Raw genomic sequence first — 25,789 nt, forward strand, 5'->3', positions numbered from 1 at the left:
AAAAAGAGTAAAATAAGTAGAGTTAAATTTGATGAGAGGTGGGAAGTTAGGTGAAGAATAAATTTATGGTTTGCGATGATTGCCAGGCGGTTAATGTGAAGAGTGTCATGCAAAAATTAAAAAAGTTAGATCCAGATGCAGAAATTGAAGTAGGTTGTCAATCTTACTGTGGACCGGGACGACGTAAAACGTTTGCATTTGTAAATAATCGTCCACTTGCAGCACTTACTGAAGAAGAATTGATGGAAAAAGTTGAAAAGCAACTTCAAAAGCCGCGTGATCCTGAAGAAGAAGAGCGTCTTAGAAAACGTAATGAAGAACGTAAACGCCGTAAAGAAGAACAAGATCGTAAACTTAAAGAAAAGCTTTCCAAACGTAAATAATGATATTAGCTACTTGACGAAGTGGGGATATTACTGACAGTTACATCACTGATTTGCATGTAATATCTTGAATATATAAATGTAAGAGATATAGGCAGTTTCATGATAGATTCATGGGGCTGCTTATTTTTTAGTTGATAGATTCATGTATGATTGTAGTGATAGTGGGAATAACTAAAGAAGGCTGAGGTAGCATATAAGAAGGTAATAATCCAACTTGGCTTTGTGGTATAATAAAGGTTATTCCACCTATCAAATCAACTACGATTGACATAGGAAAATAAAGTAGAAGACATATATAGGAAAACACATACTATCCATTTTAAAGTGATCAGTAGCTCTCAAAAGTATAATTTTGTCCTGTTATAAGTCAATAAGGAGCGATTTTAAATGTATGAAGTAAGAATTGCTACACCAGATGATGTAAAAGGGATTCGAGATGTAGCGACTAAAGCATGGTATAACACATATTTGAATATTTACGCAGCAACAACAGTTAATGAACTTCTTGCGGCATCCTATAATGAAGAGCATTTGTTAAAACGTTTAAAAGAACAATTATTTCTAGTCGCGATTGAAGATGAAGAAGTTGTAGGATTTGCGAACTTCATTAAAGGTGAAGGTGTGTTTTTAGCAGCGCATTATGTTAGACCATATTCACAAAATAAAGGATATGGTCGCATTTTGTTAGAAAAAGGATTAGCGTATCTAGACGATTATGAGGATCTTTATCTTGAAGTGGATAAAAATAATAAGAAAGCTATTTCTTTCTATGAAAACCAAGGATTTGAGATTGTACGGACGTATGAACATGTGATGTACGGTGAATCTATGCACCTTGCTTTGATGAAAAAGCAATTAAGATAATGTGAAGGTAAGGAGGATTTTAGAATTGTCAGATCCAGCTTATGTTGATTGCAAGTTATCAGAAGAAAAAGTATTCAAAGATCCAATACATCGATATATTCATGTTCAGGATCGATTAATATGGGATTTAATTAAAACTAAAGAGTTTCAACGATTACGTAGAATTAAGCAATTGGGTACTTTGAATTTAGCTTTCCATACCGCAGAACATAGTCGTTTTGGCCATTCTTTAGGAGTGTATGAAATCGTAAGACGTATGATTGACGAAGCGTTTAAAGGACATGATGCATGGGATCCTAAAGATCGACCATTAGCGATGTGTGCAGCGTTGCTACATGATTTAGGACATGGTCCTTTTTCGCACAGTTTTGAAAAAATATTTGGTACGGATCATGAGGCATATACGCAAGCAATTATTACAGGTGACACTGAAGTGAATGCAGTGTTAAAGCGTGTAAGTGTTGAATTCCCAGAACAAGTAGCTTCAGTGATTAATAAATCCCATCCCAACAAACTTGTGATTTCAATGATATCGTCTCAAATTGATGCAGATCGAATGGATTATTTACAACGTGACGCTTATTTTACGGGTGTTTCGTATGGAATGTTTGATATGGAGCGGATTTTGCGATTAATGCGACCTTCGAAAGATGAGGTACTCATTAAAGATAGTGGGATGCATGCCGTTGAAAACTTCATTATGAGTCGTTATCAGATGTACTGGCAAATCTATTTTCATCCTGTAAGTCGTGGTGGAGAAGTTTTACTGAACAACTGTTTTAAACGTGCCAAGCATTTATATGAAGCTGGATATGAATTTAAAGTCGCACCACGTGATTTTGTACCTTTTTTCGAGCAACGCACAACCATTGAATCTTATATTAAGTTAGATGAAGCGGATGTGACATTTTATATTAAAGAATGGATGAATGAAGAAGATGAGATATTAAGCGATTTATCACGTCGTTTTATAAATCGAGATCTATTTAAGCACTTACCATTTGATGGTTCCATTATTACCATTACAGAATTAGAGGATTTATTTAGAAAAGCTAATATCGATCCTGAGTACTATTTTGTGAGTGATTCGTTCTCTGATTTGCCTTATGATTATGATCGACCAGGCTCAAATCGTCAGCCTATTCATCTTTTACAAAGACAAGGAGATATTAGAGAAATTAGTAGTCAATCACTTATTATATCTAGTATTACTGGGATAAAACGTGAGGATTACAAGTTATATTATCCTAAAGAGTTGATTTTAAGTATTGAGGATCCTGAGACAAAAGGAGCTATTATCAATTTATTAAATGAACTAAATTAGATACAAAGCATTGTAAATAGAGGAGGACTTTTAAATGGCTCAAAAGAAAGGGTTTAATTTTAATATCATCAAGAAAGATCCATTAGATGGACATAAAGGTACCAATATTGGCTCAATTAGTCTAGATAATATTGCACCTGTTTTTATTGATATTGAAGCGCAAGAAGCATTTATTGATATTGGTGCTATGCATGCACGTGCAGAAGTTGAACGTGGTGTAAAATGGATTACTGATAAAGATACAGTAGATGTAGAAGGTGCTAAAGCGTACTGGCTGTGCTGGGTTACAACTGAACGCGGTAAAAATGGTCCTTACTATGCGGGATTAACAGCTGCTTATTTACTTGTCAATAAATCCATCAAACGCGGCTATAAAAGTATGCCAGAACATGTCAATATGATGGATAAGTCGTTGAAACACAAAGTGATCACTGATCAGATTGGTGCCGACAATCGTAAAGTACTCGCTGACTTTTTAATTAATCACAATGAAGAAATGTGGCAAAATTCAAGTGATGAATTACGTGATGCTTTAACAAAAAATAGTTAGTGATTGTAATCTACTTATTATAAAACTGTTAAAAAGAACCACTCATACCTGTGCATGATATGCATCTAACACAGTAAGGTGGTTCTTTCAAGTGACTTCCTTATTATTGTGGTGATTAGTCATTAAAGTAATAAGATCATCACCCCTATTTTTCGTTAGATTAAAAAATTCTCATCTCCATGACTCCATCCAATCACTTATTACTATCTTAACGGTCGTTTCATATCTATGTTATAATGGTGTGTATTATTTTAAGAAGTAAGGTGATTAAGCCTGTGGAGAGACATGTTGATATTAAGACACGACAAATCGTAAAACAAAATGAACAAAAAGAGAAGTTTATTCATCAAACCCAAGGCATTTGGATGAAGAAAAAATCTGAATATATTCGTTTTGAAGAACAGGTTGAAGATACTCATGTGAATGTTACTATCAAATTTGTTGATAACGGTGTTAAAATTATTCGTAAAGGCGATATTAACATGACACTGCATTTTGTAGAAGGACATGATACTGTGACGTATTACCATATTCCTGAAGGGAAAATGGTCTTCACTGTACATACTTTAAGTATTCTTCATTTTGTCACTGATGAAGGTGGTAAACTTAAAGTGCACTATGAATTATATCAAGATGATGAGAAGATGGGTGTCTATCAATACGAAATGACTTATAAAGAATCGTGAAAGGAGCGACGAGATGAATATTGTCGAACAAGTTAAACAAACACTAGTGCAAGAAATCAAACAAAGTATTCAAAAAGCACAACTTACTGATGAAGTGCCAAATATTAAAATTGAGATTCCAAAAGATACTAAAAATGGTGATTACTCTACAAACATTGCGATGGTACTCACTAAGATTGCTAAGCGAAACCCTCGTGAAATTGCACAGCTCATCGTCGACCATTTTGATCAAGATGCGGCTCATGTGGAATCTATTGACATTGCAGGCCCTGGTTTTATTAATTTCTATCTCAATTCAAGTTATTTATATGATGTCATTGATGATGCACTTCAAAAAGGTTCACAGTTTGGTCGTGTTGAAACACCAAAAGACTCTAAGATTTTATTAGAATATGTATCAGCTAACCCGACAGGTGATTTACACATTGGGCATGCACGTAATGCAGCAGTAGGTGATACACTAAGTAATATTCTTGATGCTGCAGGGTATGATGTAACACGTGAATATTATATTAATGACGCAGGGAATCAAATCTCGAATTTAGCCTTATCAATCGAAGCACGTTACCTTCAAAGTTTAGGGCAAGATGCCGATATGCCAAAAGATGGTTATCATGGTCAAGATATAAAAAATATTGGCCAAGATCTTGCAGAAAAACGTCCAGATTTAAAAGAAATGTCTGATGAAGCACGCTTAAAAGCATTTAGACAGTTAGGTGTCGATTATGAAATGAAGAAGTTAAAACAAGACCTTGCAGACTTTAATACACACTTCGATAATTGGTTTAGTGAAACTTCTTTATATGAAAATCATGAGATTCAGGCAGTTCTTAAAAAAATGAAAGAACTCGGATTCACTTATGAAAAAGATGGGGCTACTTGGTTACGTACAACAGATTTTAGTGATGATAAAGACCGTGTACTTATCAAAAAAGACGGAACTTATACGTACTTTCTTCCAGACATCGCATACCACTATGATAAAATTCAACGTGGTAATGACCAATTGATTAATTTATTTGGTGCAGATCACCATGGATACATTAATCGACTTAAAGCCTCTATGGAAACATTTGGTGTTGATAGTAAGCGTTTAGAAATTCAAATTATGCAAATGGTTCGACTCATGCAAAATGGTGAAGAAGTTAAAATGAGCAAGAGAACAGGTAACGCGATTACATTACGTGAAATTATGGACGAAGTTGGCGTAGATGCAGCACGTTATTTCTTAACAATGCGTAGCCCGGATACACATTTCGACTTTGATATGGAACTTGCTAAATCACAATCACAAGATAACCCTGTATATTATGCACAATATGCTCATGCACGTATTAGTTCAATTCTTCGCCAAGCTAAAGAAAAAGGATATGAAGTTAAATCAGGTGGTCAATATGATTTAATCACAAATGAAAAAGCGATTGAACTATTGAAAAAAGTTGCAGAATTTGAAGCGACTATCGAAAGTGCGGCAGAAGCGCGTGCACCTCACCGTATGACAAATTACATTCAAGATTTAGCAGCACACTTCCACAAATTTTATAATGCGGAGAAGGTACTAACTGAACAAGAAGAAAAGACCCAAGCACATTTAGCTTTAATTGAAGCGACACGAATTACTTTGAGAAATGCTTTACACTTAGTGGGTGTCACTGCACCTGAATCAATGTAATATCAACGTGTAAATATGACAAAATAAAGTTGAGACAAAGTATGTATGATTTATGAGTAAGTGAGCTCAAATGACGCTATTATATATGGAAAACGATACGTATTAATGTCTTGACTTTATTTTTGTATGTACATAATTTGAATGATTAAAACACAAGGGAGCATCATCATGAGAGGAAAATTATTAACCTTTTTGTTTGTTGCAACATTGTTAATATTAGCTGGATGTAATTTCAAAGGAGATCAACCTGGCAGTGAGAAAACATCTTCTGAAAAAGATCCGCAACGTAGTATATCTTTAATGCCTAGTAATACTGAGATTTTATATGCATTAGGTGAAGGGGATAAGGTTGTAGGTGTCTCTACAGTAGATGATTATCCGTCTGATGTAAAAAACAAAGAACAATTTGACGCGATGAATTTAGATAAAGAAGACCTCATTAAAGCGCAACCTGACCTAATTTTAGCACATGAATCACAAAAAGCTGCTCAAGGTAAAATTTTAAAAAGTCTCAAAGATAGTGGCGTTCATGTAGAGTATATCAAGGATGCTCAGTCTATCGAAGAGATGTATGGAACATTTGAGGAAATAGGGCAACTCACAGGAAAATCAGAAGCGGCAAAGCAATTAATTAAAGATACTCAAAATAATATTAAAAAGATTAAGAACAGTATACCTAAAACTGATAAACAGCCGTCTGTATTTATCGAAGTTTCTTCACAACCAGAAACATATACTGTTGGCCGTGATACGTTTCTAAATGATATGTTGAAACAACTCGGCGCAAAAAATGTTTTTTCAGATATAGAAGGTTGGCCAAAAGTAAGTAAAGAACAAATTATTCAAAGAAATCCTGATGTGATGATAACGATTTCTGGTGACTCTACCAAAGCGTATCAAAAAGAGGTCCAACAAAGAAGTGGCTTTGAAGTAATCAACGCTGTAAAAAACAATCGTATTATCGCCTTAAATGATGATTTGTTATCAAGACCAGGTCCTCGATTAGATGATGGTTTGAAAAAGTTGAGAGATGCTATTTATGCGCAATAATCGTAAAAAAGACTTCATAACAATTTCGCTATGGAGTCTTCTTTTAGTCATATGTATTGCGTATAGCTTGTTTAGCAATATTGATTGGTCCACTCCTCTTGTGCGAACATTGATTATTGGGGTTAGAATGCCAAGGGTTTTGCTTGCTTTATTAGTTGGTATGGGGCTAACATTAGCAGGACAAATGTTTCAAATCATTTTAAATAATTCCATGGCTGATAGCTTTACATTGGGTCTTGCAAGCGGAGCGACAGTAGGAGCAGCGCTTGCAACATTTTTAGGATTATCATTTATCTGGATTCCACCGTTTGCGATGTTCATAGGTTTAGTGACATTATTTTTAGTAATAGGTATTACTAAATTGATTGCGAGAAATGCTTTTTCAAAATCTTTAATTTTATCTGGTATTATGATAGGTGCTTTATTAAATGCGATATTGTATTTGATTATTCAATCACAACCAAGGCGGCTACAAAGTATATTAAATTACATGTTTGGAGGCGTCTCATCAGCTGAGTATACAGAAGTATGGGTTATAGCGATCACGCTTATTTTAGTTGTGAGTGCTTTGTTTCTACTAGCATCTAAAATTAAGTTATTACAATTAGATACATATTCTAGTGCGAGTTTAGGTTTGAATGTAGAGAAGCTTTCTATAATCGTGTTAATACTATCGACATTACTTGCTACAGTAATTACGGGTTTTACGGGTGTAATTGGTTTTATCGGTATCGTTATTCCTCAATTTGTACAAAGGATTATGCAAAGTACTTTAATCTATAAAATGTTATTAAATATGGTCATAGGCGGTGCTGTTATGGTACTATCTGATACAATAGGAGCGCAAATTCTAGCACCTAAACAGATACCAGCAAGCATTATTTTAGCACTGATTGGTATCCCGCTCATGTTTTATTTAATGATAGTTGAACATCGCAAAACGATTGACTAATATAATATTAAACTGAAAAGAATATAATGAGGTTATGACAATGGACTTAACACAAATTAAAGCGATTATTTTTGATTTAGAGGGTACTTTATTAGATCGTCAAAAATCACGTGAGAAATTTATTGAAGAACAGTATGAAAGGTTTCACGATTATTTAGTCCGCGTTCAAGCAACAGATTTTAAGAAAAAGTTTATTGATTTAGATGATGATGAGGACCACGATAAACCTGATGTGTATAAAGAGATTATTAAGCAATTTAATATTGATCGATTGAGTTGGAAAGATTTATTTTATGATTTTGAAATGCATTTTTATCGTTATGTCTTTCCATTTTATGATACAAACTATACGCTTAAATTGTTAAATAAAGCAGGTTACAAAATCGGAGTTATTGCGAATGGTAAAACTAAAATTAAGCAGTATCGTATCTATGCGTTAGGGATAGAACATTATGTTAATCACATCTCAACTTCAGAAACTGTTGGCTTTCGTAAGCCACATCCTCGAATTTATGAGGATATTCTTGAAAAACTTGATGTTAAGCCAGAAGAAGTGATTTATGTTGGCGATGATCCTTTAAATGATGTAGCACCTGCGCGCGCAATGGGAATGGTGAGTGTATGGTATCGTCATGATAATCAAGATGAAGAATTAAGACCTTGTGATTCAGAAATGGATTTCGAAATACAAACTTTAGAAGAGTTACTGGATATTTTAAATATTTCAAAGGAGGAAGAAGAGTAATGCAATTATTCCGTACTACTGATGGAACAGCTTTGAATTATCGTTCAATGGGGAGAGGCTATCCAATTGTGATGCTTCATTCAATTCATATGAACCATACTGTGTTTGAAAAGATTGCGAAACGTTTAGCACGATATTTTCAAGTGATATTAATTGATATGAGAGGACACGGTTATTCTGATAAACCGCTAAATATAGATTTTCATCAATATGCACAAGATGTAAATGAACTCCTTGACTTCTTATACATTGACAGAGCGACATTTATCGCAAACGAATTAGGTAGTTCTATCGCACTAGACTTAAGTTTACGATTCCCACAAAAAGTATCAGAGTTGATTTTAATCAATCCGACAGCTATGGACGACTTATTACCTGAAGATCGTTTATTCAGAAAATATGCAGAAAAAATTAGAACTTGGGATGATAGTGATCAAGAAAAATTCTTAGAAAAACATTTATATTATTCTAATCATAAAGTACGCAAATTTTTAAAAAGCGTTAACGACTCAGAAGGATTATTAACAGATTATGAAAAGAATGCAGTTAATCAATCGTTTTTAAATACAAATATTAAATCATTCTTACCTGATATTACAGTGCGAACACTTGTTATTGGAGGTAAGGCAAATGAACGTGTATCACCAACTGAGTCAGAATATGTTGCTGAACATTTAGCGAATGCTGAATACCAACTATTTGAAAAATCTGGAGTTTATCCATTTGTAGAAGAAACGGAAAAGTTTTTAAAATCCGTGAAAGCTTTTATGCACAAAACAACTCAAAATATGGATTTGTAATCTTTATGTAATCATATTGTTATTTATTTGCAACTTAGGGTATAATTCAATTGAATACGCTAGTTATAACTCAAAGGAGTGTCATAACCATGAAAAAACTCGCAAGTGCATGTTTAATAACAGGTATGATGTTTTTCAGTTTGAATGCAGGTGTTCAAGCGTATGATGGCAATGACATTGAAGCGGTTGAAGCGTTTCAAGAAGGCGCTAGAAGTATAGAGCATGTTACAATTGGTAACACATTGCATCAAGTAGAAAAGCAATATGGTAAAGGTATACAAAGCCAAGCAGCATATAGTAACGAACATTATCATGAATACTACTTACCTCAAGGGGTGCTTGTTGTAACAACAAATGGCGATCAACCAGAAGCGAAGGTGACACATATCGCAATGAGTTACAAAGAACTTGATGGCGCAACATATGAACAAGTTAAATCAACTGTAAGCCGCCAAGCGATAATGCGAGAACATTATAATCGTATTACAGGAAATCATGGCTATATTCAAGATGGTAAAGTATCATACCAATTTACAAGTGAAGCACCAGAAGATCAAGTACTGAAACTGTACCGTATTGATATTGAAGCGTAAAAGTATCATTAAGAACCTAGTATTGAGAAGGCTAGAACGTTATGACTCAATACTAGGTTTTATATTAAGGGTATGTTATAGGTTAAATCAATATATTTTATGATATTTATAATGACAGAGAATAATTAAAGAATGGAGCATTATATGAGAACTAATGACCGCGTATTATTAGATAATGTGGAAGATTATTTGACTTATAAAGGGGTTTCACCAAGTCTAATCGATGATGTCAAAGAAAGTTTACGTAAAGATATCCAAAAATCAGAAGCAGAGAATATAGATTATATCGAGTATAGACAAAAGTCCCCAGCCGAAATCATATTAACCATTCAAAAGAATTTATTTACATTACAATTCAATCCAGTAGTATTTTTTATTATTAACTTTATCTTATTATCATATTTATATGATAAACAACTTGTACCGTTTGGTGCTGCGACAGGATTATCAATCGTCTATATGGTAATCATTTTACCGGTTTCAATTTTAATTTATTCACGAATTATGAAAAAGAATTATTTATATCGTAATAAGATGGAAAGCTATACGGGGATTGTATTAGCGATTGTTGCGATTATCGTTATATTATTAAATGCGTTTAACGTGGATTTAGGAATATATATTGTGACACTATATGCACATATTCTAGTATTTGTTATTGGCGTTAGTCTCGCGTTATTAGGTCTTTACCATAAACGGTTAGAATATACAGGAATGGGGTTATTATTTTCACAAAAAACAGTAGACGCTGTGATTTGGAATAATCAAATTGCGCAATTAATATCGATATCAATTTGGATAATGATATTAATTTTTATTATTTTTTATACGATTGAACTCTCTTCCAGAAAACAAAGTTAATCAAACTCCCTTTTAAAGGATATTAATAATGAGGCTCCTTTAAAAGGGAGTTAAAATTAAACGATAATCATGCTTGAATATTTATTGAGGCTTGATATCAGTTGATTTAATTGTATCGTTAACACGAGATAATAATTCATCGATTTTCTTACGTTGTTCATCATTAATTAAAATTAAAACTGTACGCTCATCTTGTTCGTTACGACGTTTGTCAAAATAACCTTCTTGAGATAGGTTTTTAACTGCTTTAACAACTTGTGGTTGCTTATAATTTAAGTTGTTAATAATATCTTTTAAGTAATATTCATCCTCAATTTTATAGCTTAAATGAGTTAAAACAGCGAATTCTTCAAAACTGATTTTAAATTCCTTTTTAATCACATTTTTTAACTTATCTGCATAAGTCACCATAGATAATAATTCAAAACAATCTTTCACACGTGTTACAGCCATTCTCTTAACCTCCCATTGTAATTACCCAAATAAACTCTTAAAGTCTACTGTAAATGAATACGTTTTATAAGATATTCATTTATAGCTAGTATTATATCAAAAAGTTAATACTTTATACTATAAAAACATATAGTTAGAGACTTGATAACTAAAACTTGACTAATTGTATCTATTTGTTATATCTCAAATGTAATTTTTTGAAGTTTAGTACTGCACTATTGGTAAATGTTTGTATTAAAAAATGAATTGTGAGAAATAGCATACTAGAACAATAGTGTTTTAGCTATTAAATATACCTAAAGAATAATTTATATAACTAAGAAAATCAATAATAATGTAAAAATTAACAAGTCAAATCACTACTATAATTCTTTAAAACATATTAACATTTGGGTTTCGAACAACACTTTCTCCTACAAATATACCTTTTTTAATAATGATTTTATCATTTAATTTATCATAGTTTACCCTACGTTTGATGTATTTATGCTTTTTATATAAAACAACGGTATATTTATCTAGGAGTACATCTTTTGGAAGAATGATTTGAGCAGGTTCAATTTCAATATCAAAATGTGTTCCTAAAGTGTATGATTTTGGGGTTTTAATGGTCATGATATAAGTAGATATTTTAGTAGGGGAATATGGTGTGATGGGGAGAATATCTATACTATGCACTGTGCCTTCAACAAATTGATTTGTTGATTTATTTTTCATTATAACTTTTTTATTTTTTGAAAAATATGAGTGTAAATGCTCGGGCAATCGTGTTGTAATATGTTGTGTTTTTGAAAGAACATCTAGTATTGGTTTATCATTTTGTATTGCATAATTTTTATGCAAATGCACGATGCCTGAAAAGGGTGACTTAATTGTTGTATACAATTGAGATCGGAGTTCGATTAACTTTAATGCAAGCTGGAATGATTGTTCAGGTGGGAGGTTACTTTTAGCCAAACGCTTCAGTCTAGTCATTTGATGAAAAATATTAGGATCATAGTAACTAATAAGAGGTGTCCCTTTTTTAACAGAAGTGGTATCTTCCACGTGGATTTTGAAGTTTAGGCGAGAATTGGAATCTAGCGATAACATGTAGTGTTGATCGGCTTGTACCAATCCTTTTATTGTTTTCGGTTTGCTAAGCTGTGCTTGAATTGTATCATAGTGTGGGGTATTGTTTCGTATAAAATAATAGGAAGCCAAACAACACAGTACTAAGAAGAAAAGAAGTGGGAAAAGTAGAGTGGATTTTTTGAACATGGATTAAACTCCTTAAACATGAATTGTTATCATTATAAGCGATTTATTAATCTATGCCAACTCTAATATCAAAAGGGATTGATCGTTTAAATAATCAATCTCTCTTGATACTTGAACTATGGATTAGTTGAGTTGAATCATTACAATGGCCAGTATAACAAGTATAAATCCAATAATACGTTGCTTACTTATTTTTCGAGGAGGAATACCTAAAAGACCAAATTGATCAATCAATAGTCCCATCAAAATCTGTCCGATCATGATAATAATGATCGTATATGTTACACCAATGAGAGGCGCGAGAATGATATTTGTTGTTACAAATATAACGCCTAGCAGTCCACCTATAAAATACCACCACTGTATCGGGCCACGTATTTCATGATTTTTATGAATTTTGAATTTTTTATGAATTGTAGCAGTTAAAATGAAGAGAATAATCGTTCCGACAAAGAATGAGATAAATGACGCGAAAAATGGCGAGTGGACCGTATGACTTAGCTGTGTATTAATTGCCGTTTGTATAGGTGGGGCAAACCCCATAATTATACCAAGTATTAACCAAAAAGATGTACCATTCGAATGTTGTTGTGAAAGTGTATGTCGATTCATATTCATCATTAGAATGCCTAGGAGTAACACTAAAAGACCGATCCCTTTGATAAATGAGAAAGGTTGTATAGGTGCATTGAATAAGCCAAATGTATCAATGATGACACCCATTGCAATTTGACCTGAAATGGTAGTGATAACTGTTAAAGATGCTCCGATTCGTGGTAAAAGAATGAGATTTCCAGATAAAAAGATAACGCCTAAAAGCCCACCTAAGAACCATGTATAATTGAATTGAACTTGTGTGATGTACGATGGCGCGAAGAGTCCGGGATTGAGTATCAAATTTACTAATATTAGACAGAATGTTCCTGTGCTAAAAGAAATCGCAGAGGCGTATATCGACGATTGTGTATAAAGACTTAATCTTGAGTTAATAGAGGTTTGAACGGGTACTGCAAAACCTGCACATAAACCTAAGGCAAAATATAATAATAGCACAAGTCAACACTCCTTAATTAATATGGGATAATTATACATAAATTTATAAGTTTAGGGGAAGTAGTATGCATATGAAAGATTGAGCATATCTCAGTTAAGCAACTTTAATAAGTCAGAGCTTAAGATATCACAATCATAGTTTATAAAATCCTCTCGATTAAAATTGATAAAAAATTCACCTAAAGTCATAAAGTAAGTTTGACTTTAGGTGAATCGAATATAATGATCTCTATTTATTTCATATTACATAAATATTATTCGTTTATTTCTAAGAGTGTAACGGCTTTGTCAATGAGTTTGGCAGACTTTGCTTGTTTGATTGGGTCGTTTGGCATGTTTAATACATTTGAGTTGATAATATGTTGGATTTGTGTGGCTAAAATTTCTTTTGTAATAGTCATTGCAAGATTAGGGACTGTGAGCTTTAATGTTTTTTGAGATGCAGTTTCAAAAATAATTTCTAAACTTTTAGTATTCATAGTGGTGACCTCCTAGTTAACCGATTAATTCTGTTTTAACGACTTCAATAGTATCAAATTGTTCACCAGTCAAACTTTCAATGGCTTTTGCAAATCTTAATAAAGACTCGTTAGAAGCAGTTGGGTTAAGTCGATTGAATCGACGCGCCTTTTTGGTCTTTTTTCCTTCAGGTGTCAGTGTTGTTTGCGTCAGAATAAGAGATAAATTTGTTAGTGTCATAGCTCTGACCTCCTTTCACCTTATATATCGAAAAAACTTTTGAAAAAGGGCACATTTGGTATGGAAGATTTAAAAATATTTATCAATGTAACTTAAGTATATTATAATAGTGTATATGAAACATAAAAGGGGTGGGATTGTGAATCACGTTGAACCCATACGTCGTACCGAAGATATTCACAATATGTATTGCTACTTATCAGAATATTCAACAAGAGACTATATCTTTTTTAAATTTGCGATACATACAGGTATCAAGCTTAATCGTTTATTAACGCTTCTTGTTAAAGATATTTTAGATGATTCGGGAGAAGTCATTCATTGGTGGATGGAGTCATCAGATGACAATATACGCGTAAAGCTTTCTGAAGTTTTGCGTCAAGAGATCAAAGATTATATTCAGAATGAGCATCTAGGTCCTCATGAATTACTATTTCAGTCTAGTCGTACTCGAAAAGCTTTAAGTCGTCAACAAGCGTATCGCATTATAAATCAGGCTGCCACCCGTTTAAATATAAATCACGTCGGGTTAACGACATTAAGGAAGACTTTTGCGTATCATTCGTATCAATCAGGCATTTCGATATCAATTATTCAAAAGTATCTTGGTCACCAATCAGCACAAGAAACTTTAAAGTTTATAGGTATGACTAAACAAGAAGTATATACGACAATAACGTTAAATTTATAGCACAAAAGGAGTGATTTGATGTTAGTTAGTTTATTTGCTGTACTGTTAGGTATTTTATTTGTGCTCACCATGCTGATAAGACTAAAAATACAACGTTTGTCGGGATGGATTGCTATACTAGCACCTATAACTGCTGCGATTATGTTTATAACGCAGATTCCTAAAGTTTTAAAAGGACAATATGTTGTTGAAAACTTAGAATGGTTACCCACTTATGATGTTAATCTTAGCTTTCGTTTAGATGGATTAGGTTTATTTTTTGCTTTATTAATCTCTCTTATAGGTGTTGCAGTATTCTTTTATGCAACACAATATTTATCGCCTAAAAAAGAAGCATTACCAAGATTTTATAGCTATTTTGTTTTATTTATGATGAGCATGTTAGGTATAGTGACATCTAATAATACGATATTGATGTATATCTTCTGGGAATTGACGAGTGTATCTTCATTTTTATTAATTAGCTATTGGTATGACAATAAAGATAGTCAAAATGGTGCAATAACTTCTTTTATGATAACGGTTTTCGGTGGTTTAGCAATGTTAGTAGGGTTTTTATTACTTTATGTTGTAACTGGTACGAATACCATTACCGCCCAAATTGCACAGTATGACAAAATCATAGCTAGTCCACTATTTATACCTATTGTTTTGCTTATTTTACTCGGCGCGTTTACAAAATCAGCACAATGGCCATTTCATTTTTGGCTACCAAAAGCAATGGCTGCACCAACACCTGTGAGTGCCTATTTACATTCAGCGACCATGGTTAAAGCGGGTATCTTTTTATTATTACGTTATACGCCAATTCTTGGTCATAGTGACTTGTATATGTATAGTGTGACAGCGATTGGTTTAATCACTATGATTTATGGATCGTTCACAGCTATTAGGCAATACGATTTAAAAGGTATTTTAGCATACTCCACAATTAGTCAATTAGGTATGATTATGACAATGATTGGACTAGGAAGCGGTATTGTTAAGGCAGAAGATAGTATGATGGCAGAACTTTATGCTGCAATTTTATTTGGGGGTATGTTCCATCTATTGAATCATGCCTTATTTAAAGGAGCGTTATTTATGGGCGTTGGACTCATTGATCACGAAATGGGGACGCGTGACATAAGGGCACTAGGTGGTTTGAAACGCTTTTTACCTATAACAATGATTGTTATGACTTTAGCTGCATTATCTATGGCTGGGGTACCATTTTTAAATGGTTTCATCAGTAAAGAAATGTTTTTTGAAGGGTTATTGCATGTATATGAATTTGGAACATTCAATATTATAGGTGCTAGTTTAGTAGTGATAACAGGCTTTGTTGCTAGTCTTTTTACATTTATTTATGCATTAAATATGATTAAAGTGACTTTTTTAGGAAAAATACCATCATCTGAAAAAATCCATGAACCGAAATTATTTATAATGCCAGCGACGATTATGGCTATATTGTTGCCTACTATTTTTATTTTTCCAGAACAAGTAGGGCATTATATCATTGAACCAGCTTTCCTTAATGTAACAGGTGCTCATCACTTTATGCATTTTGCACCTACGTTAAAGCAATGGCATGGCATCAATACAGCGTTTATGATGAGTATGATAGTAATTGTAATAGGAGCCACATGCGTGTTTCTTATTGACTGGAAGAAATGGCTAACATCAGGGAAAGAGAAATGGGCTTTACATACGTTGCTTGAACGTGGATATCGCATGTGTGAAACATCGACAAGTTTTGTATTAAAAGCCATTATGCATAATCGTTTAAATTCATATTTAATGATTACATTAATTGTTTATGTTGCACTTAATCTATATGGTCTCACTGTTGTAGGTGTGCCAGAGTTATACCAAATTGATATTTACGAATATCATATTTTTCATATTATCTTACTCTTAACAGTTGTCATTATTGGAATCGCATTGATTTTTATACGTCAAAGATTAACCATGGTTATTTTAACTGGAGGCATTGGCTATACTGTTGCATTATTTTATATTTTGATGCGTGCACCTGACTTAGCATTAACACAACTTGTGACAGAAACAATTACAACGGTCTTGTTTATTGTCAGTTTTTCAAGATTACCAAATATACCGAGAGGTCGATTTAAAGCCAAAGTAGAACTTACAAAAATTGGGATTGCCTTAGTAATGGCGTTTACAGTAGTAAGTTTTGTGTTTATGATTCAACAAACGAATAGTTATGAAAGTATTTCGATATTTTACCATGATGCTTATGAAAAATCCGGGGGTAAAAATATTGTTAATGCAATATTAGGAGATTTCCGTGCTTTAGATACGCTTTCTGAAGGTGTTGTTTTAATTATTGCTGGTTTAGGAATATATACGCTACTAAATTATAGAGATAGGAGAGGTCAAGATGAAAGAGAGTGATTTAGTCCTTAAAACGGTAACACGTGTTGTTATATTTATTATTTTAACATTTGGTTTCTACCTCTTTTTCGCTGGTCATCATAATCCAGGAGGCGGTTTTATTGCAGGTCTTATTTTAAGTTCCGCTTTTATACTGATGTTTTTAGCATTCGATGTGGTTAAAGTATTGGAGGCATTACCAATTGATTTTCGAAAAATGATGATTACTGGCGCTTTAATTTCACTATTCACTGCAATATTACCTGCTTTATTAGGCAAAAACTTGTTATATCAATTTGATCTGCATACCAAAATTCCTTATTTCGGCGAGGTTCACTTTTCGACGATTACATTATTTGAGGCCGGTATTATGATCACTGTTGTGGGAGTAGTTGTGACTACAATTTTATCATTAAGTGGTGGTCGCACATGAATATTATTTTATTAATTGCAATAGGATTTTTAGTTTTTATAGGAACCTATATGATTTTATCTAAAAACTTAATACGAATTGTCATTGGCATTGCAATTTATACGCATGCAGGTAACCTCGTGATTATGAGTATGGGTAACTATGCATCTCATAAAACAGAGCCTTTAATTGTTAACGGTCATGAAGATTTCGTGGACCCGTTGCTTCAAGCCATTGTATTAACAGCGATTGTCATTGGATTCGCCATTACAGCTTTTTTACTTGTTCTTGTTTATCGTACATTTAAGGTAACGAAGGAAGACGAAATTGACATGTTAACAGGAGATGATCAAGATGAATAGTAATGTATTAGCGATACCATTATTAGTACCGTTAATCGGCGCATTAATACTGGTTATGTTAAATAAGCAAGTAAGATTATCTCGAAATATCGCACTATTTGTTTTGATGGTTTCTTTTATAAGTAGTTTGGTGATGTTAATTTACGTTACTACTCATAAGCCAATTGTTCTTGACTTTGGAGGATGGGAAGCTCCATTTGGTATTCAATATGTGGGCGATAGTTTAAGTCTTTTACTTGTAACAACAACATACTTTGTAGTATTTATGATTGTTCTTTTTGGTTTTGGTCGTGGTGAAAAAAGAGCAAGTCGTTACTATCTCTTATCGTTTATTTTATTTCTAACAACTGGAGTTGTCGGCGCGTTTTTGACGGCTGATATTTTTAACCTATATGTTATGTTTGAAATTATGTTACTGGCATCATTCGTCCTTGTCACACTAGGTCAATCTGTTGAACAGTTAAGAGCGAGTATTATTTATGTCGTTCTTAATATTATTGGTTCATGGGTTTTTCTTGTCGGTATTGCTTTACTTTATCGTAGAATCGGAAGTTTGAATTTTACTCATGTTGCGATGCGAATTCACGAAATGGATGATCCCAATGCGGTCCATTTGATTGCGATGTCATTTATCGTTGCATTTGGTGCTAAAGCAGCATTGGTGTTATTTATGTGGTTACCAAAAGCTTATGCGGTATTAAATACAGAGCTTGCGGCTTTATTTGCTTCTCTTATGACTAAAGTTGGAGCTTATGCATTAATTCGTTTTGTGACTTTAATTTTTAATCAAAGCGACCGTGTAGTAGATCCTTTGCTCGTGGTCATGGCAAGCATAACAATGTTAATTGGTGCAACAGGAACCATTGCTTATAAAGATATCAAAAAAATTGCGGCTTATCATGTCATTTTATCCATTGGTTTTGTAGTACTGGGATTGAGTACTCATACGTTAAATGGTATCAATGGTGCAATATTCTATTTGTTTAACGATATTGTAGTAAAAGCATTACTCTTTTTTGTTATGGGGACCATTGTATATACAACTGGATATCGTCAATACCGTCATTTAAAAGGTTTAGCACAACGTGAACCATGGTTAGGTGTTGCTTTTATTGTAGTAACATTAGCTATAGGTGGAGTGCCACCTTTAAGTGGTTTTCCCGGGAAATTATTAATTTTTCTAGGCGCTCTTGAATCACAACATTATGTGGGACTTATATTAATGATTGTTACGAGTTTAGTCGGAATGTACAGTTTATTTCGGGTATTCTTTTACATGTATGCAGGTCAACAAGAGGTCAATCAAGAGTCTGATTATAAACCTATAAAAAGGATTCGAAAACGTGTAGTAGGATTCATGACAGGTATTGTGCTTATCATTGGATTATGTGCACCGTTAGTTATGAAAGTCACAACTTCAGCAACATCTGAAAATTTAGATGTTGAAAGTTATGTTAAAGCTGTAAATCCAGATTTAGAGGAGGGTCATAAATGAGACAAGTCGCCTTAAATATTATGATTGCGATTTTATGGGTCCTTTTTCAAGATGAGGAGGCCTTCCATTTTCATACATTTATTATTGGCTATCTGATAGGTATAGTAATTATTTACGTATTGCACAAATTTTTCGATCAAGAATTTTATCCACGGAAAGTTTGGGTTTCATTTAAATTTTTAATGGTTTATCTTTATCAGTTATTAACTGCAACGTTTTCTATTATAAATTATGTATTATTTAAAGCTACAACGATGAATCCAGGTTTAGTACGGTATGAAACAAAACTTAATACCGATTGGCAAGTGACGTTTTTAACTATTTTAATCATTATCACACCAGGATCTACAGTTATTCATGTTAATCGTAATCCTAATTTGTTTTTAATACATGCTATAGATGTTACAGAAAAAGAGAAAAAGAGTTTACTCAAGAGTATTAAACAGTATGAAGCGCTCATCATGGAGGTGACAAAATGATTACAATAATCACACAGTATTTATTATCAGCAGCATTAATTATATTTGCGATTTCATTAGTTGTTGTATTAGTACGTTTAATAAAAGGACCAACAACTGCAGACCGCGTTGTTGCATTTGATGCGATGAGTGCTATATTAATGTCAACAGTAGGGGGATTAAGTCTTGTTTTTGAAACTTTCTCATTCTTAGATTCTGTGTTATTAATTGCAATCATTTCATTTTTAAGCTCTGTAACGATTTCGCGATTTATTGAGGGGGGCCGTGTATTCTATGAAAATGATGACTGAGGTTCTGATGTTAATTGCGGCTCTATTCGTTTTTATCGGTAGCGTTATTTCTTTAATTAGTGCGATAGGTGTAGTACGGTTTAAAGATGTATTTTTGCGAATTCATGCAGCGACAAAGTCATCTACGGCAGCAGTACTATTAACATTAGTAGGTGTATTTATCTATTTAATCGTTAATCAAGGATATGTAAGTGTTCGGACATTGCTTGCATTAGTGTTTATCAATATCACAGCGCCAGTAGGTGGTCACTTAATATCAAGAGCAGCTTATCGAACAGGTGCGTATATGTATCAAAAATATCCTAATTCTGAAAATGTAGATTTAATCCAATCCTCTGCAGATGAAGAAACTAAGAGAAAATTGAGAATTGAAAAGAGGACAAAAAGACGTAAAAAAGTATATTCACGTTTGGATAAAGATTAATTGTGTTGTAAAAGAGGTCGAGTTAAGCATAAAGCAAAAGCATCTGTGTTATGGTGCTATAGCTCTATGTTGTAATACTCGACCTCTTTTTAGAGTTTTAATTATATTCTTGTTTGAATTGTTTACTTCATACTACTGTGAATCGTATCAATATTGGATTTCATCATATCATAATATGAATGACCATCACTGTTTTTAGGACCTATAGAATCGGTGTAGACTTGTCCATATATTGAAGCACCTGTTTCTTCACCTAAACTTTTCATACTTTTATCACTTACACTTGTCTCAAGTAAAAGGTTTTTAATATGGTGGTCATTTACAAAATCAATAGCTTGTTTCATTTGTTCAGGTGTACCTTGATTTTCGGTATTAATCTCCCAAATGTAACCTGGTAAAACATCATATTGTTTCGCAAAATATTTAAACGCACCTTCACTTGTAATCATGACACGTTGTGGTTTTGGAATATCTTGAAATTTATTATGACTGTCTTTATTTAAATTTTCTAGCTTTGATAGATACGCTTCTCCATGGTTTTGATAGTCTTTTTGGTGTTCTTGATCTGTTGATTCAATGGCACTTTGAATATTTTTTACATATTGAATGCCGTTGTCTAAACTTAACCAAGCATGGGGATCAATATTTTTTTCTGATTTTTGGCCTTCATTTAAATAAATAGGTGTAACGCCTTTTGAAGCTTGAATCACAGTATCATCATCTAAAGACTTTCCAGCTTGTTCGAGTGCTTTGTTAAACCAACCATTTCCTGTTTCTAAATTAAATCCATTATAGATAATCAGGTCAGCATCAGTAAGTGCTTGAATATCTTTTGGTTTAATCTCATATTCATGAGGGTCTTGACCAATTGGGACAATACTATGAATATCAGCATGATCTCCTGCAATATTTCGAGCCATGTCATATAATATGGAATTTGTTGTGACAATTTTAATATCTTTAGCATTTGAGTGATTCGATTGAACCCCGCATCCTGCTAGAATAAATAAGATTGATATAATAGCTATAATCCGTTTAACCATGATGTAATAATGCTCCTTTATTAAATTTAGATTGAACTTGGGTTATTAATAGTGTCACGGCATAAAAAATTGCTGCAATGAGTACAATAACCGCACCACTTGGTAAATTAAATTTAAAACTAATATAAATTCCTAGTGTAGAACTTAAAACACTCAATACACACGACACAAGCATCATTGTAGAGAGTCTATGCGTAATTAAAAATGCTGTTGATGCAGGTGTGATTAAAAGTGCAACAACTAGAATAACACCCACTGTTTGTACACTTGCTACAATAACAAGGGCTAATAGAAGCATGACAAAATAGTGAATAAGCGTCGTATTTAAACCACTCATGCGACTAAACACAGGGTCAAATGTGGAGATTTTTAAAGGGCGATACAATACTAAAACAAGTACAACAACAATAATACTGACTACGAGAGTTTGAAGAAAAGCGGAAGTTGTAATTGCTAAAATATTGCCGAACAAGATGTGGTATAAATCGGTGGCTGAATGTATTAAGCTAATGAGAATAATACCCATTGCTAAAAATGTAGTAAATGTAATACCTATAGCAGCATCCTTTTTCGTTTTTGAACTATCTGAGATATATCCTATAATTGTACTGCTTAACATTCCAGTCATTAGCGCACCAATAAACATAGGGATATTAAAAAGAAAGGAAATAGCTACTCCAGGTAAAACGGCATGACTCATCGCATCTCCCATTAGAGACAATCCTCTTAAAATGATTAAACACCCCATAATCCCACACACAATACCTACTAATATAGCAGTAAAGAGTGCTCTAGATAGAAACTGATATTCAAGTAGATGTTGAATGAACGACATGATGTTGATGCTCCTTTCTACCATGTGTAGTGTTTGAATTGTCCGCTAAACGATTTAAGAAAACATGCTCAATATGTTCAGGTTGTAGAGCTTCATTTGCGTCTCCAAAAAACATAATAGACTGATTGAGTAAGATAATACGACTAAAGTAATCTCTTGCTGTTGAAAGGTCGTGATGTACAATGAGAATGAGTTTACCTGAATTTTTAAGTTCCTGTAACTTTTGAAAGATAATTTGTTCACTTGTGAAGTCAATACCTACAAAAGGTTCGTCAAGTAAATACACTTGACTATCAGACATGAGTGCACGTGCAATGAAGACACGTTGCAATTGACCACCACTAAGCGTATTAAGCTGTCGTTTACGCAAATCATATAATTTAAGCTCTTTTAACAATTGGTTTCGCTGAGTTTTTACCGATTTAGATATCGGTTTAAACCAACCTGTATCTTGATAACTTCCTGAAAGCACTAAATCTTCGACATTAATCGGAAAATCTAGATCTAAAGTAGATTTTTGAGGAATGTACGTAATGTCAGTTAATACATGATGAATCGGTTGATCGTTTAGGGTAAGTGTTCCATTGGTTGGGTGTTCACCTACAATTGATTTAATTAAGGACGATTTCCCACTACCATTCGGACCCATAATTCCTATGATTTCTCCCTTTATAGGGAGTTTTAATGAAATATTTTTAAGTATATGCTTGTGACCTAAGAATAAATTCAACTTATCTATAATTAACATTTAAAATCACCTTCTTTTATTTTTAGGTCAACCTAACTAAATATTATTATAACTTGAAAACTATTAATGTCAAGCTTATTCATGATAAAATGAAGTGAATATATAGGAGAGGTGAACTTATGCTAACTGAGGAAAAAGAAGATTATCTCAAAACCATATTAAGCCATAATGGAAATCATAGTTATGTTTCTAATAAGACGATTTCTCAATTTTTAAATATAAAGCCGCCTTCTGTAAGTGAAATGTTAGGAAGATTAGAAAAAGAAGGATATGTAGAAACGAAACCTTATAAAGGTGTTAAATTATCTGAAAGGGGCTTCACACATACATTAGATATTATTAAACGTCATCGTTTAATTGAACTGTTTTTAATTGAGGTGTTAAATTATACGTGGGAAGAGGTGCATGAAGAAGCAGAAGTATTAGAACACCGCGTTTCTGATCGCTTTGTTGAACGTCTAGATGAGTTATTAAAGTATCCTGAAACATGTCCTCATGGTGGAGTCATTCCACGTAACAATGAATATGAAGAGATTTATCAAACACCTTTATTAGAATTCGAAGCGGGTAATCGTGTTACAATTCGTCGTGTTCGTGATAAAACTGAATTGCTAGTCTATCTATCAAGTAAATCTATTAAAATTGGCAATGACGTTATTATTTCAAAAAAAGATGATATTAATCAGATGATTGAATTGAAAAATGATGCAGGTACGATTATTTTAAGTTATCAAAATGCAAGTTATATTTTTGCGGAAGCTGTATAGCTAGATTCTTATCATATTAAGCATAACGTAAATCTGAAGTACAATAACTCATGATTTACGTTATGCTTTTAATTTTATTGTTGTTACTATAGTTCAGGCTACAGCAAATGCACAACATAATATAAGCATACTATATTGATGGAAATCCAAAATGTTGAAAAGAGTATAGTTGGTAAACGGGTTATCTCACTTAGCGATGACCCATCCCATTGAGGGTGTAAAGATGAAAAAGTTAACTTTATAATTGTATAACTAGATTGTAGAACTTCTCCTAAAAGTGTTCCTAATAATAGATGATAAATAAACATATAAATTAAGGAATACTGACTCATATTTTCAGATTGTATTCCGAGTGTAATAGTCCAAGCTAATAGTAGAATGATTAAGAGTGGAACTCCTTTACGAGATGTTTTCAAAGTGAAATATAAAAATATAAATAGGTATAAACCGATAAACAATGCACCTAAACCATAACGTTGTAACAGAATACCGATGATTAACATAAGGGGTGGTGAGATATATCCACCTAGCGTTGTTATAACTAGGCTTGATTGCATTTTACTTTGAGTAATAGCATATCCTTGTTGACCCGTGTTACGGCGTTTTTTAGGTGTCGCTACAACGACTAAGTCGATGGTACGTCCTCTACTAAGTCGATTGAAAAAAACGTGTCCAAATTCATGTGTTAATACAGGAATATAGTTGAGCGCGATGTCTAATATTGAAAATGGAAAGCGATCACGATAGTAGTGACATAATATATAAAGTAGAGTAATACTACATAGTAGAGTGATTGAAATTGGAAGCGGCGATGTAAACCAATCGTGAATCATTATTAATGCACCTTTCTATATTGATGTATTTGTATTGTAACGGTTATAAAAATAAAAAAATACAGACTCGAGTCTGAATTACAAAGTGCACATTATTCATACTTTTGTATTAAATCAAAGAGTTTGACTTGAATATTGATAGTAATGTGTTAAAGTTACATAAATACAATGTAAATTAATTGTAAAGATAATAACAGTGGAAGAGAACGAAGGTGAGACTATGGCTAAAATGATGCCTAGTTTAAATCATGAACATGTATTAGTAAATCAAGATGCTGTGCAAAATGATTTTGAATATAAAGTGTTGAGAGATAAGGCACAGGTTAATGTACTAGATATTTTATTTGATGATGTGACAATGAAGGATATGTACTATAATATTGAAAAATATCTTTATACTGAAACAAAGCACAATTTATTTATCGCAACAGCAAATCCTGAGATCGTTCATTATGCATTTGAAAATCCTCAATATCATAAGATTATTCAAAAAGCAGATTATATTATTCCAGACGGAGCCGGTATTATAAAAGCATCTCGGATATTAGGAAAGCCTCTGAGAAAGCGTTTGCCTGGTATAGAATTAATGGAAACATGTCTAGAACTCGCGAATATGAAAGAAAAAAAAGTGTTTTTACTAGGAGCGACTTCACCTATAGTAGAAAAGGCAGCGCGTAAAATTAAGAAAAAATATCCACGATTAGATATTAAGACACATCATGGATTTATAGACATCAGTGATACAAATATTACAGAACAAATTAGAGCGTTTAATCCTGATTTTATTTTTGTAGGTATGGGGTATCCAAAACAAGAACAATGGATTCAACATCATCGCCATCATTTTGATCATACTTTAATGATGGGCGTTGGCGGTTCAATAGATGTTTTCAGTGGAGAGGTAAAGCGTGCACCGTATGTTTACCGAGCGTTGAATTTAGAGTGGGCTTATCGTTGTATTAAGGACGTAAAGCGTATCCATCGCATTAAACGTATTCCATTGTTTTTATGGGAAGTTTATAAACAAAAAATAAAAGAACACTAATATTTGTTCAAAAAATAACCATTCTGTATATTGTCATT

General features: G+C 33.1%; 31 protein-coding genes. 22 read left to right on the forward strand and 9 right to left on the reverse strand.

The annotated features are described in order from the left end of the window. Positions 1 to 50 precede the first annotated feature (50 nt). The 12 genes from HHH54_RS05760 (at position 51) to HHH54_RS05815 (ending at position 10,483) form a co-directional block, all read left to right on the forward strand. Positions 51 to 383, forward strand: coding sequence for a YuzB family protein (locus HHH54_RS05760; RefSeq protein WP_198617891.1), 333 nt, complete (start codon positions 51 to 53; stop codon positions 381 to 383). Positions 384 to 773: 390 nt separating this feature from the next. Further along, complete coding sequence (locus HHH54_RS05765; protein ID WP_198617892.1) at positions 774 to 1,250, forward strand: GNAT family N-acetyltransferase; 477 nt, start codon at positions 774 to 776, stop codon at positions 1,248 to 1,250. Positions 1,251 to 1,275: 25 nt separating this feature from the next. Next, positions 1,276 to 2,574, forward strand: a complete 1,299-nt coding sequence (locus HHH54_RS05770; RefSeq protein WP_198617893.1) for an HD domain-containing protein — start codon at positions 1,276 to 1,278, stop codon at positions 2,572 to 2,574. Between the two features lie 34 nt (positions 2,575 to 2,608). Next, positions 2,609 to 3,124, forward strand: a complete 516-nt coding sequence (locus HHH54_RS05775) for a YwhD family protein (protein WP_198617894.1) — start codon at positions 2,609 to 2,611, stop codon at positions 3,122 to 3,124. A 275-nt stretch (positions 3,125 to 3,399) separates the two neighbouring features. Beyond that, complete coding sequence (locus tag HHH54_RS05780; RefSeq protein WP_198617895.1) at positions 3,400 to 3,810, forward strand: YwiB family protein; 411 nt, start codon at positions 3,400 to 3,402, stop codon at positions 3,808 to 3,810. A gap of 13 nt (positions 3,811 to 3,823) precedes the next feature. Beyond that, on the forward strand, positions 3,824 to 5,482 hold the full coding sequence (gene argS, locus HHH54_RS05785) for an arginine--tRNA ligase (RefSeq protein ID WP_198617896.1): 1,659 nt from the start codon (positions 3,824 to 3,826) through the stop codon (positions 5,480 to 5,482). A 168-nt stretch (positions 5,483 to 5,650) separates the two neighbouring features. Then, on the forward strand, positions 5,651 to 6,532 hold the full coding sequence (locus HHH54_RS05790) for a helical backbone metal receptor (protein WP_198617897.1): 882 nt from the start codon (positions 5,651 to 5,653) through the stop codon (positions 6,530 to 6,532). Continuing rightward, complete coding sequence (locus HHH54_RS05795) at positions 6,522 to 7,484, forward strand: FecCD family ABC transporter permease (protein WP_198617898.1); 963 nt, start codon at positions 6,522 to 6,524, stop codon at positions 7,482 to 7,484. The genes HHH54_RS05790 and HHH54_RS05795 overlap by 11 nt, the downstream gene beginning before the upstream one ends. A 40-nt stretch (positions 7,485 to 7,524) precedes the next feature. Next, positions 7,525 to 8,229 carry an HAD family hydrolase gene (locus HHH54_RS05800; RefSeq protein ID WP_198617899.1) on the forward strand — a complete coding sequence of 235 codons (705 nt, stop codon included), beginning with the start codon at positions 7,525 to 7,527 and terminating at the stop codon, positions 8,227 to 8,229. After that, positions 8,229 to 9,029 carry an alpha/beta fold hydrolase gene (locus HHH54_RS05805; RefSeq protein ID WP_198617900.1) on the forward strand — a complete coding sequence of 267 codons (801 nt, stop codon included), beginning with the start codon at positions 8,229 to 8,231 and terminating at the stop codon, positions 9,027 to 9,029. Before HHH54_RS05800 ends, HHH54_RS05805 begins: the two co-directional genes overlap by 1 nt. An 89-nt stretch (positions 9,030 to 9,118) precedes the next feature. After that, positions 9,119 to 9,622 carry an SA0570 family protein gene (locus tag HHH54_RS05810; protein ID WP_198617901.1) on the forward strand — a complete coding sequence of 168 codons (504 nt, stop codon included), beginning with the start codon at positions 9,119 to 9,121 and terminating at the stop codon, positions 9,620 to 9,622. Positions 9,623 to 9,766: 144 nt separating this feature from the next. Next, positions 9,767 to 10,483: a hypothetical protein gene (locus tag HHH54_RS05815; RefSeq protein ID WP_198617902.1), complete on the forward strand. Its 717-nt coding sequence runs from the start codon at positions 9,767 to 9,769 to the stop codon at positions 10,481 to 10,483. 81 nt (positions 10,484 to 10,564) lie between these two features. On the opposite strand, the gene sarA is transcribed toward HHH54_RS05815, so the two are convergent. The 5 genes from sarA to sroA all read right to left on the reverse strand — a co-directional run bounded on the left by sarA (position 10,565) and on the right by sroA (position 13,948). Beyond that, positions 10,565 to 10,936: a global transcriptional regulator SarA gene (gene sarA / locus HHH54_RS05820; RefSeq protein WP_198617903.1), complete on the reverse strand. Its 372-nt coding sequence runs from the start codon at positions 10,934 to 10,936 to the stop codon at positions 10,565 to 10,567. A 372-nt stretch (positions 10,937 to 11,308) separates the two neighbouring features. Next, a complete protein-coding gene (locus tag HHH54_RS05825) occupies positions 11,309 to 12,196 on the reverse strand; it encodes an efflux RND transporter periplasmic adaptor subunit (protein ID WP_198617904.1) in 888 nt (295 codons plus the stop codon). A 123-nt stretch (positions 12,197 to 12,319) separates the two neighbouring features. Beyond that, positions 12,320 to 13,249, reverse strand: coding sequence for a DMT family transporter (locus tag HHH54_RS05830; protein ID WP_198617905.1), 930 nt, complete (start codon positions 13,247 to 13,249; stop codon positions 12,320 to 12,322). 254 nt (positions 13,250 to 13,503) lie between these two features. Then, positions 13,504 to 13,728, reverse strand: a complete 225-nt coding sequence (locus HHH54_RS05835) for a DUF2922 domain-containing protein (RefSeq protein WP_198617906.1) — start codon at positions 13,726 to 13,728, stop codon at positions 13,504 to 13,506. 16 nt (positions 13,729 to 13,744) lie between these two features. Further along, positions 13,745 to 13,948, reverse strand: a complete 204-nt coding sequence (sroA, locus tag HHH54_RS05840; protein ID WP_198617907.1) for a sigS mRNA-stabilizing protein SroA — start codon at positions 13,946 to 13,948, stop codon at positions 13,745 to 13,747. A gap of 139 nt (positions 13,949 to 14,087) precedes the next feature. On the opposite strand from sroA, the gene HHH54_RS05845 reads away from it, so the two are divergent. Genes HHH54_RS05845 through HHH54_RS05880 form a run of 8 tightly spaced genes read left to right on the forward strand, consistent with a single transcriptional unit; the run spans position 14,088 to position 20,480 of the window. Beyond that, the gene (locus HHH54_RS05845) at positions 14,088 to 14,639 is read left to right on the forward strand and encodes a tyrosine-type recombinase/integrase (protein ID WP_198617908.1); all 552 of its coding nucleotides are present in this window, start codon (positions 14,088 to 14,090) and stop codon (positions 14,637 to 14,639) included. Positions 14,640 to 14,654: 15 nt separating this feature from the next. After that, positions 14,655 to 17,039, forward strand: coding sequence for a DUF4040 family protein (locus HHH54_RS05850; protein WP_432813795.1), 2,385 nt, complete (start codon positions 14,655 to 14,657; stop codon positions 17,037 to 17,039). Then, positions 17,026 to 17,451 (forward strand): monovalent cation/H+ antiporter subunit B, encoded by a 426-nt coding sequence (locus tag HHH54_RS05855; protein WP_198617910.1) that lies wholly within the window; start codon positions 17,026 to 17,028, stop codon positions 17,449 to 17,451. The genes HHH54_RS05850 and HHH54_RS05855 overlap by 14 nt, the downstream gene beginning before the upstream one ends. Then, positions 17,448 to 17,792, forward strand: a complete 345-nt coding sequence (gene mnhC2 / locus HHH54_RS05860; protein ID WP_198617911.1) for a Na+/H+ antiporter Mnh2 subunit C — start codon at positions 17,448 to 17,450, stop codon at positions 17,790 to 17,792. Before HHH54_RS05855 ends, mnhC2 begins: the two co-directional genes overlap by 4 nt. Then, positions 17,785 to 19,287: a Na+/H+ antiporter subunit D gene (locus tag HHH54_RS05865; protein WP_198617912.1), complete on the forward strand. Its 1,503-nt coding sequence runs from the start codon at positions 17,785 to 17,787 to the stop codon at positions 19,285 to 19,287. The genes mnhC2 and HHH54_RS05865 overlap by 8 nt, the downstream gene beginning before the upstream one ends. Next, positions 19,284 to 19,766 carry a Na+/H+ antiporter subunit E gene (locus tag HHH54_RS05870; protein ID WP_198617913.1) on the forward strand — a complete coding sequence of 161 codons (483 nt, stop codon included), beginning with the start codon at positions 19,284 to 19,286 and terminating at the stop codon, positions 19,764 to 19,766. The genes HHH54_RS05865 and HHH54_RS05870 overlap by 4 nt, the downstream gene beginning before the upstream one ends. After that, positions 19,763 to 20,056, forward strand: a complete 294-nt coding sequence (locus HHH54_RS05875) for a monovalent cation/H+ antiporter complex subunit F (protein WP_198617914.1) — start codon at positions 19,763 to 19,765, stop codon at positions 20,054 to 20,056. Before HHH54_RS05870 ends, HHH54_RS05875 begins: the two co-directional genes overlap by 4 nt. After that, positions 20,040 to 20,480 carry a Na+/H+ antiporter subunit G gene (locus tag HHH54_RS05880; protein ID WP_198617915.1) on the forward strand — a complete coding sequence of 147 codons (441 nt, stop codon included), beginning with the start codon at positions 20,040 to 20,042 and terminating at the stop codon, positions 20,478 to 20,480. Before HHH54_RS05875 ends, HHH54_RS05880 begins: the two co-directional genes overlap by 17 nt. 122 nt (positions 20,481 to 20,602) lie before the next feature. Here HHH54_RS05880 and mntC read toward each other — a convergent pair whose 3' ends face one another. Genes mntC through HHH54_RS05895 form a run of 3 tightly spaced genes read right to left on the reverse strand, consistent with a single transcriptional unit; the run spans position 20,603 to position 23,106 of the window. Further along, complete coding sequence (gene mntC / locus HHH54_RS05885) at positions 20,603 to 21,523, reverse strand: manganese ABC transporter substrate-binding lipoprotein MntC (RefSeq protein WP_198617916.1); 921 nt, start codon at positions 21,521 to 21,523, stop codon at positions 20,603 to 20,605. Then, positions 21,516 to 22,361 (reverse strand): metal ABC transporter permease, encoded by an 846-nt coding sequence (locus HHH54_RS05890; RefSeq protein ID WP_349771834.1) that lies wholly within the window; start codon positions 22,359 to 22,361, stop codon positions 21,516 to 21,518. The genes mntC and HHH54_RS05890 overlap by 8 nt, the downstream gene beginning before the upstream one ends. Then, positions 22,333 to 23,106: a metal ABC transporter ATP-binding protein gene (locus HHH54_RS05895; RefSeq protein WP_198617918.1), complete on the reverse strand. Its 774-nt coding sequence runs from the start codon at positions 23,104 to 23,106 to the stop codon at positions 22,333 to 22,335. The genes HHH54_RS05890 and HHH54_RS05895 overlap by 29 nt, the downstream gene beginning before the upstream one ends. A gap of 119 nt (positions 23,107 to 23,225) precedes the next feature. Here HHH54_RS05895 and HHH54_RS05900 point away from each other — a divergent pair, with 119 nt between their 5' ends. Further along, complete coding sequence (locus HHH54_RS05900; RefSeq protein ID WP_198617919.1) at positions 23,226 to 23,873, forward strand: metal-dependent transcriptional regulator; 648 nt, start codon at positions 23,226 to 23,228, stop codon at positions 23,871 to 23,873. A gap of 98 nt (positions 23,874 to 23,971) precedes the next feature. Here HHH54_RS05900 and HHH54_RS05905 read toward each other — a convergent pair whose 3' ends face one another. Further along, on the reverse strand, positions 23,972 to 24,706 hold the full coding sequence (locus HHH54_RS05905; protein ID WP_232796265.1) for a M50 family metallopeptidase: 735 nt from the start codon (positions 24,704 to 24,706) through the stop codon (positions 23,972 to 23,974). A 220-nt stretch (positions 24,707 to 24,926) separates the two neighbouring features. Here HHH54_RS05905 and tarA point away from each other — a divergent pair, with 220 nt between their 5' ends. Continuing rightward, positions 24,927 to 25,751 carry an N-acetylglucosaminyldiphosphoundecaprenol N-acetyl-beta-D-mannosaminyltransferase TarA gene (gene tarA, locus HHH54_RS05910; RefSeq protein ID WP_198617920.1) on the forward strand — a complete coding sequence of 275 codons (825 nt, stop codon included), beginning with the start codon at positions 24,927 to 24,929 and terminating at the stop codon, positions 25,749 to 25,751. Positions 25,752 to 25,789: the final 38 nt, after the last annotated feature.

The organism is Staphylococcus canis, from assembly GCF_016238445.1.
In the GTDB taxonomy this organism is placed as follows: Bacteria; Bacillota; Bacilli; order Staphylococcales; family Staphylococcaceae; genus Staphylococcus; species Staphylococcus canis.

Excerpts from the sequence above, each read along its gene's own strand:
- HHH54_RS05815 (WP_198617902.1), top strand. The coding sequence starts at position 9,767 with ATGAGAACTAATGACCGCGTATTATTAGATAATGTGGAAGATTATTTG.
- HHH54_RS05880 (WP_198617915.1), top strand. The coding sequence starts at position 20,040 with ATGAAAATGATGACTGAGGTTCTGATGTTAATTGCGGCTCTATTCGTT.
- sroA (WP_198617907.1), bottom strand. The coding sequence starts at position 13,948 with ATGACACTAACAAATTTATCTCTTATTCTGACGCAAACAACACTGACA.
- tarA (WP_198617920.1), top strand. The coding sequence starts at position 24,927 with ATGGCTAAAATGATGCCTAGTTTAAATCATGAACATGTATTAGTAAAT.
- HHH54_RS05895 (WP_198617918.1), bottom strand. The coding sequence starts at position 23,106 with ATGTTAATTATAGATAAGTTGAATTTATTCTTAGGTCACAAGCATATA.
- HHH54_RS05865 (WP_198617912.1), top strand. The coding sequence starts at position 17,785 with ATGAATAGTAATGTATTAGCGATACCATTATTAGTACCGTTAATCGGC.
- HHH54_RS05795 (WP_198617898.1), top strand. The coding sequence starts at position 6,522 with ATGCGCAATAATCGTAAAAAAGACTTCATAACAATTTCGCTATGGAGT.
- mnhC2 (WP_198617911.1), top strand. The coding sequence starts at position 17,448 with ATGAATATTATTTTATTAATTGCAATAGGATTTTTAGTTTTTATAGGA.
- HHH54_RS05900 (WP_198617919.1), top strand. The coding sequence starts at position 23,226 with ATGCTAACTGAGGAAAAAGAAGATTATCTCAAAACCATATTAAGCCAT.
- argS (WP_198617896.1), top strand. The coding sequence starts at position 3,824 with ATGAATATTGTCGAACAAGTTAAACAAACACTAGTGCAAGAAATCAAA.
- HHH54_RS05775 (WP_198617894.1), top strand. The coding sequence starts at position 2,609 with ATGGCTCAAAAGAAAGGGTTTAATTTTAATATCATCAAGAAAGATCCA.
- HHH54_RS05835 (WP_198617906.1), bottom strand. The coding sequence starts at position 13,728 with ATGAATACTAAAAGTTTAGAAATTATTTTTGAAACTGCATCTCAAAAA.
- HHH54_RS05875 (WP_198617914.1), top strand. The coding sequence starts at position 19,763 with ATGATTACAATAATCACACAGTATTTATTATCAGCAGCATTAATTATA.
- mntC (WP_198617916.1), bottom strand. The coding sequence starts at position 21,523 with ATGGTTAAACGGATTATAGCTATTATATCAATCTTATTTATTCTAGCA.
- HHH54_RS05825 (WP_198617904.1), bottom strand. The coding sequence starts at position 12,196 with ATGTTCAAAAAATCCACTCTACTTTTCCCACTTCTTTTCTTCTTAGTA.
- HHH54_RS05790 (WP_198617897.1), top strand. The coding sequence starts at position 5,651 with ATGAGAGGAAAATTATTAACCTTTTTGTTTGTTGCAACATTGTTAATA.
- HHH54_RS05765 (WP_198617892.1), top strand. The coding sequence starts at position 774 with ATGTATGAAGTAAGAATTGCTACACCAGATGATGTAAAAGGGATTCGA.
- HHH54_RS05905 (WP_232796265.1), bottom strand. The coding sequence starts at position 24,706 with ATGATTCACGATTGGTTTACATCGCCGCTTCCAATTTCAATCACTCTA.
- HHH54_RS05800 (WP_198617899.1), top strand. The coding sequence starts at position 7,525 with ATGGACTTAACACAAATTAAAGCGATTATTTTTGATTTAGAGGGTACT.
- sarA (WP_198617903.1), bottom strand. The coding sequence starts at position 10,936 with ATGGCTGTAACACGTGTGAAAGATTGTTTTGAATTATTATCTATGGTG.
- HHH54_RS05810 (WP_198617901.1), top strand. The coding sequence starts at position 9,119 with ATGAAAAAACTCGCAAGTGCATGTTTAATAACAGGTATGATGTTTTTC.
- HHH54_RS05855 (WP_198617910.1), top strand. The coding sequence starts at position 17,026 with ATGAAAGAGAGTGATTTAGTCCTTAAAACGGTAACACGTGTTGTTATA.
- HHH54_RS05805 (WP_198617900.1), top strand. The coding sequence starts at position 8,229 with ATGCAATTATTCCGTACTACTGATGGAACAGCTTTGAATTATCGTTCA.
- HHH54_RS05870 (WP_198617913.1), top strand. The coding sequence starts at position 19,284 with ATGAGACAAGTCGCCTTAAATATTATGATTGCGATTTTATGGGTCCTT.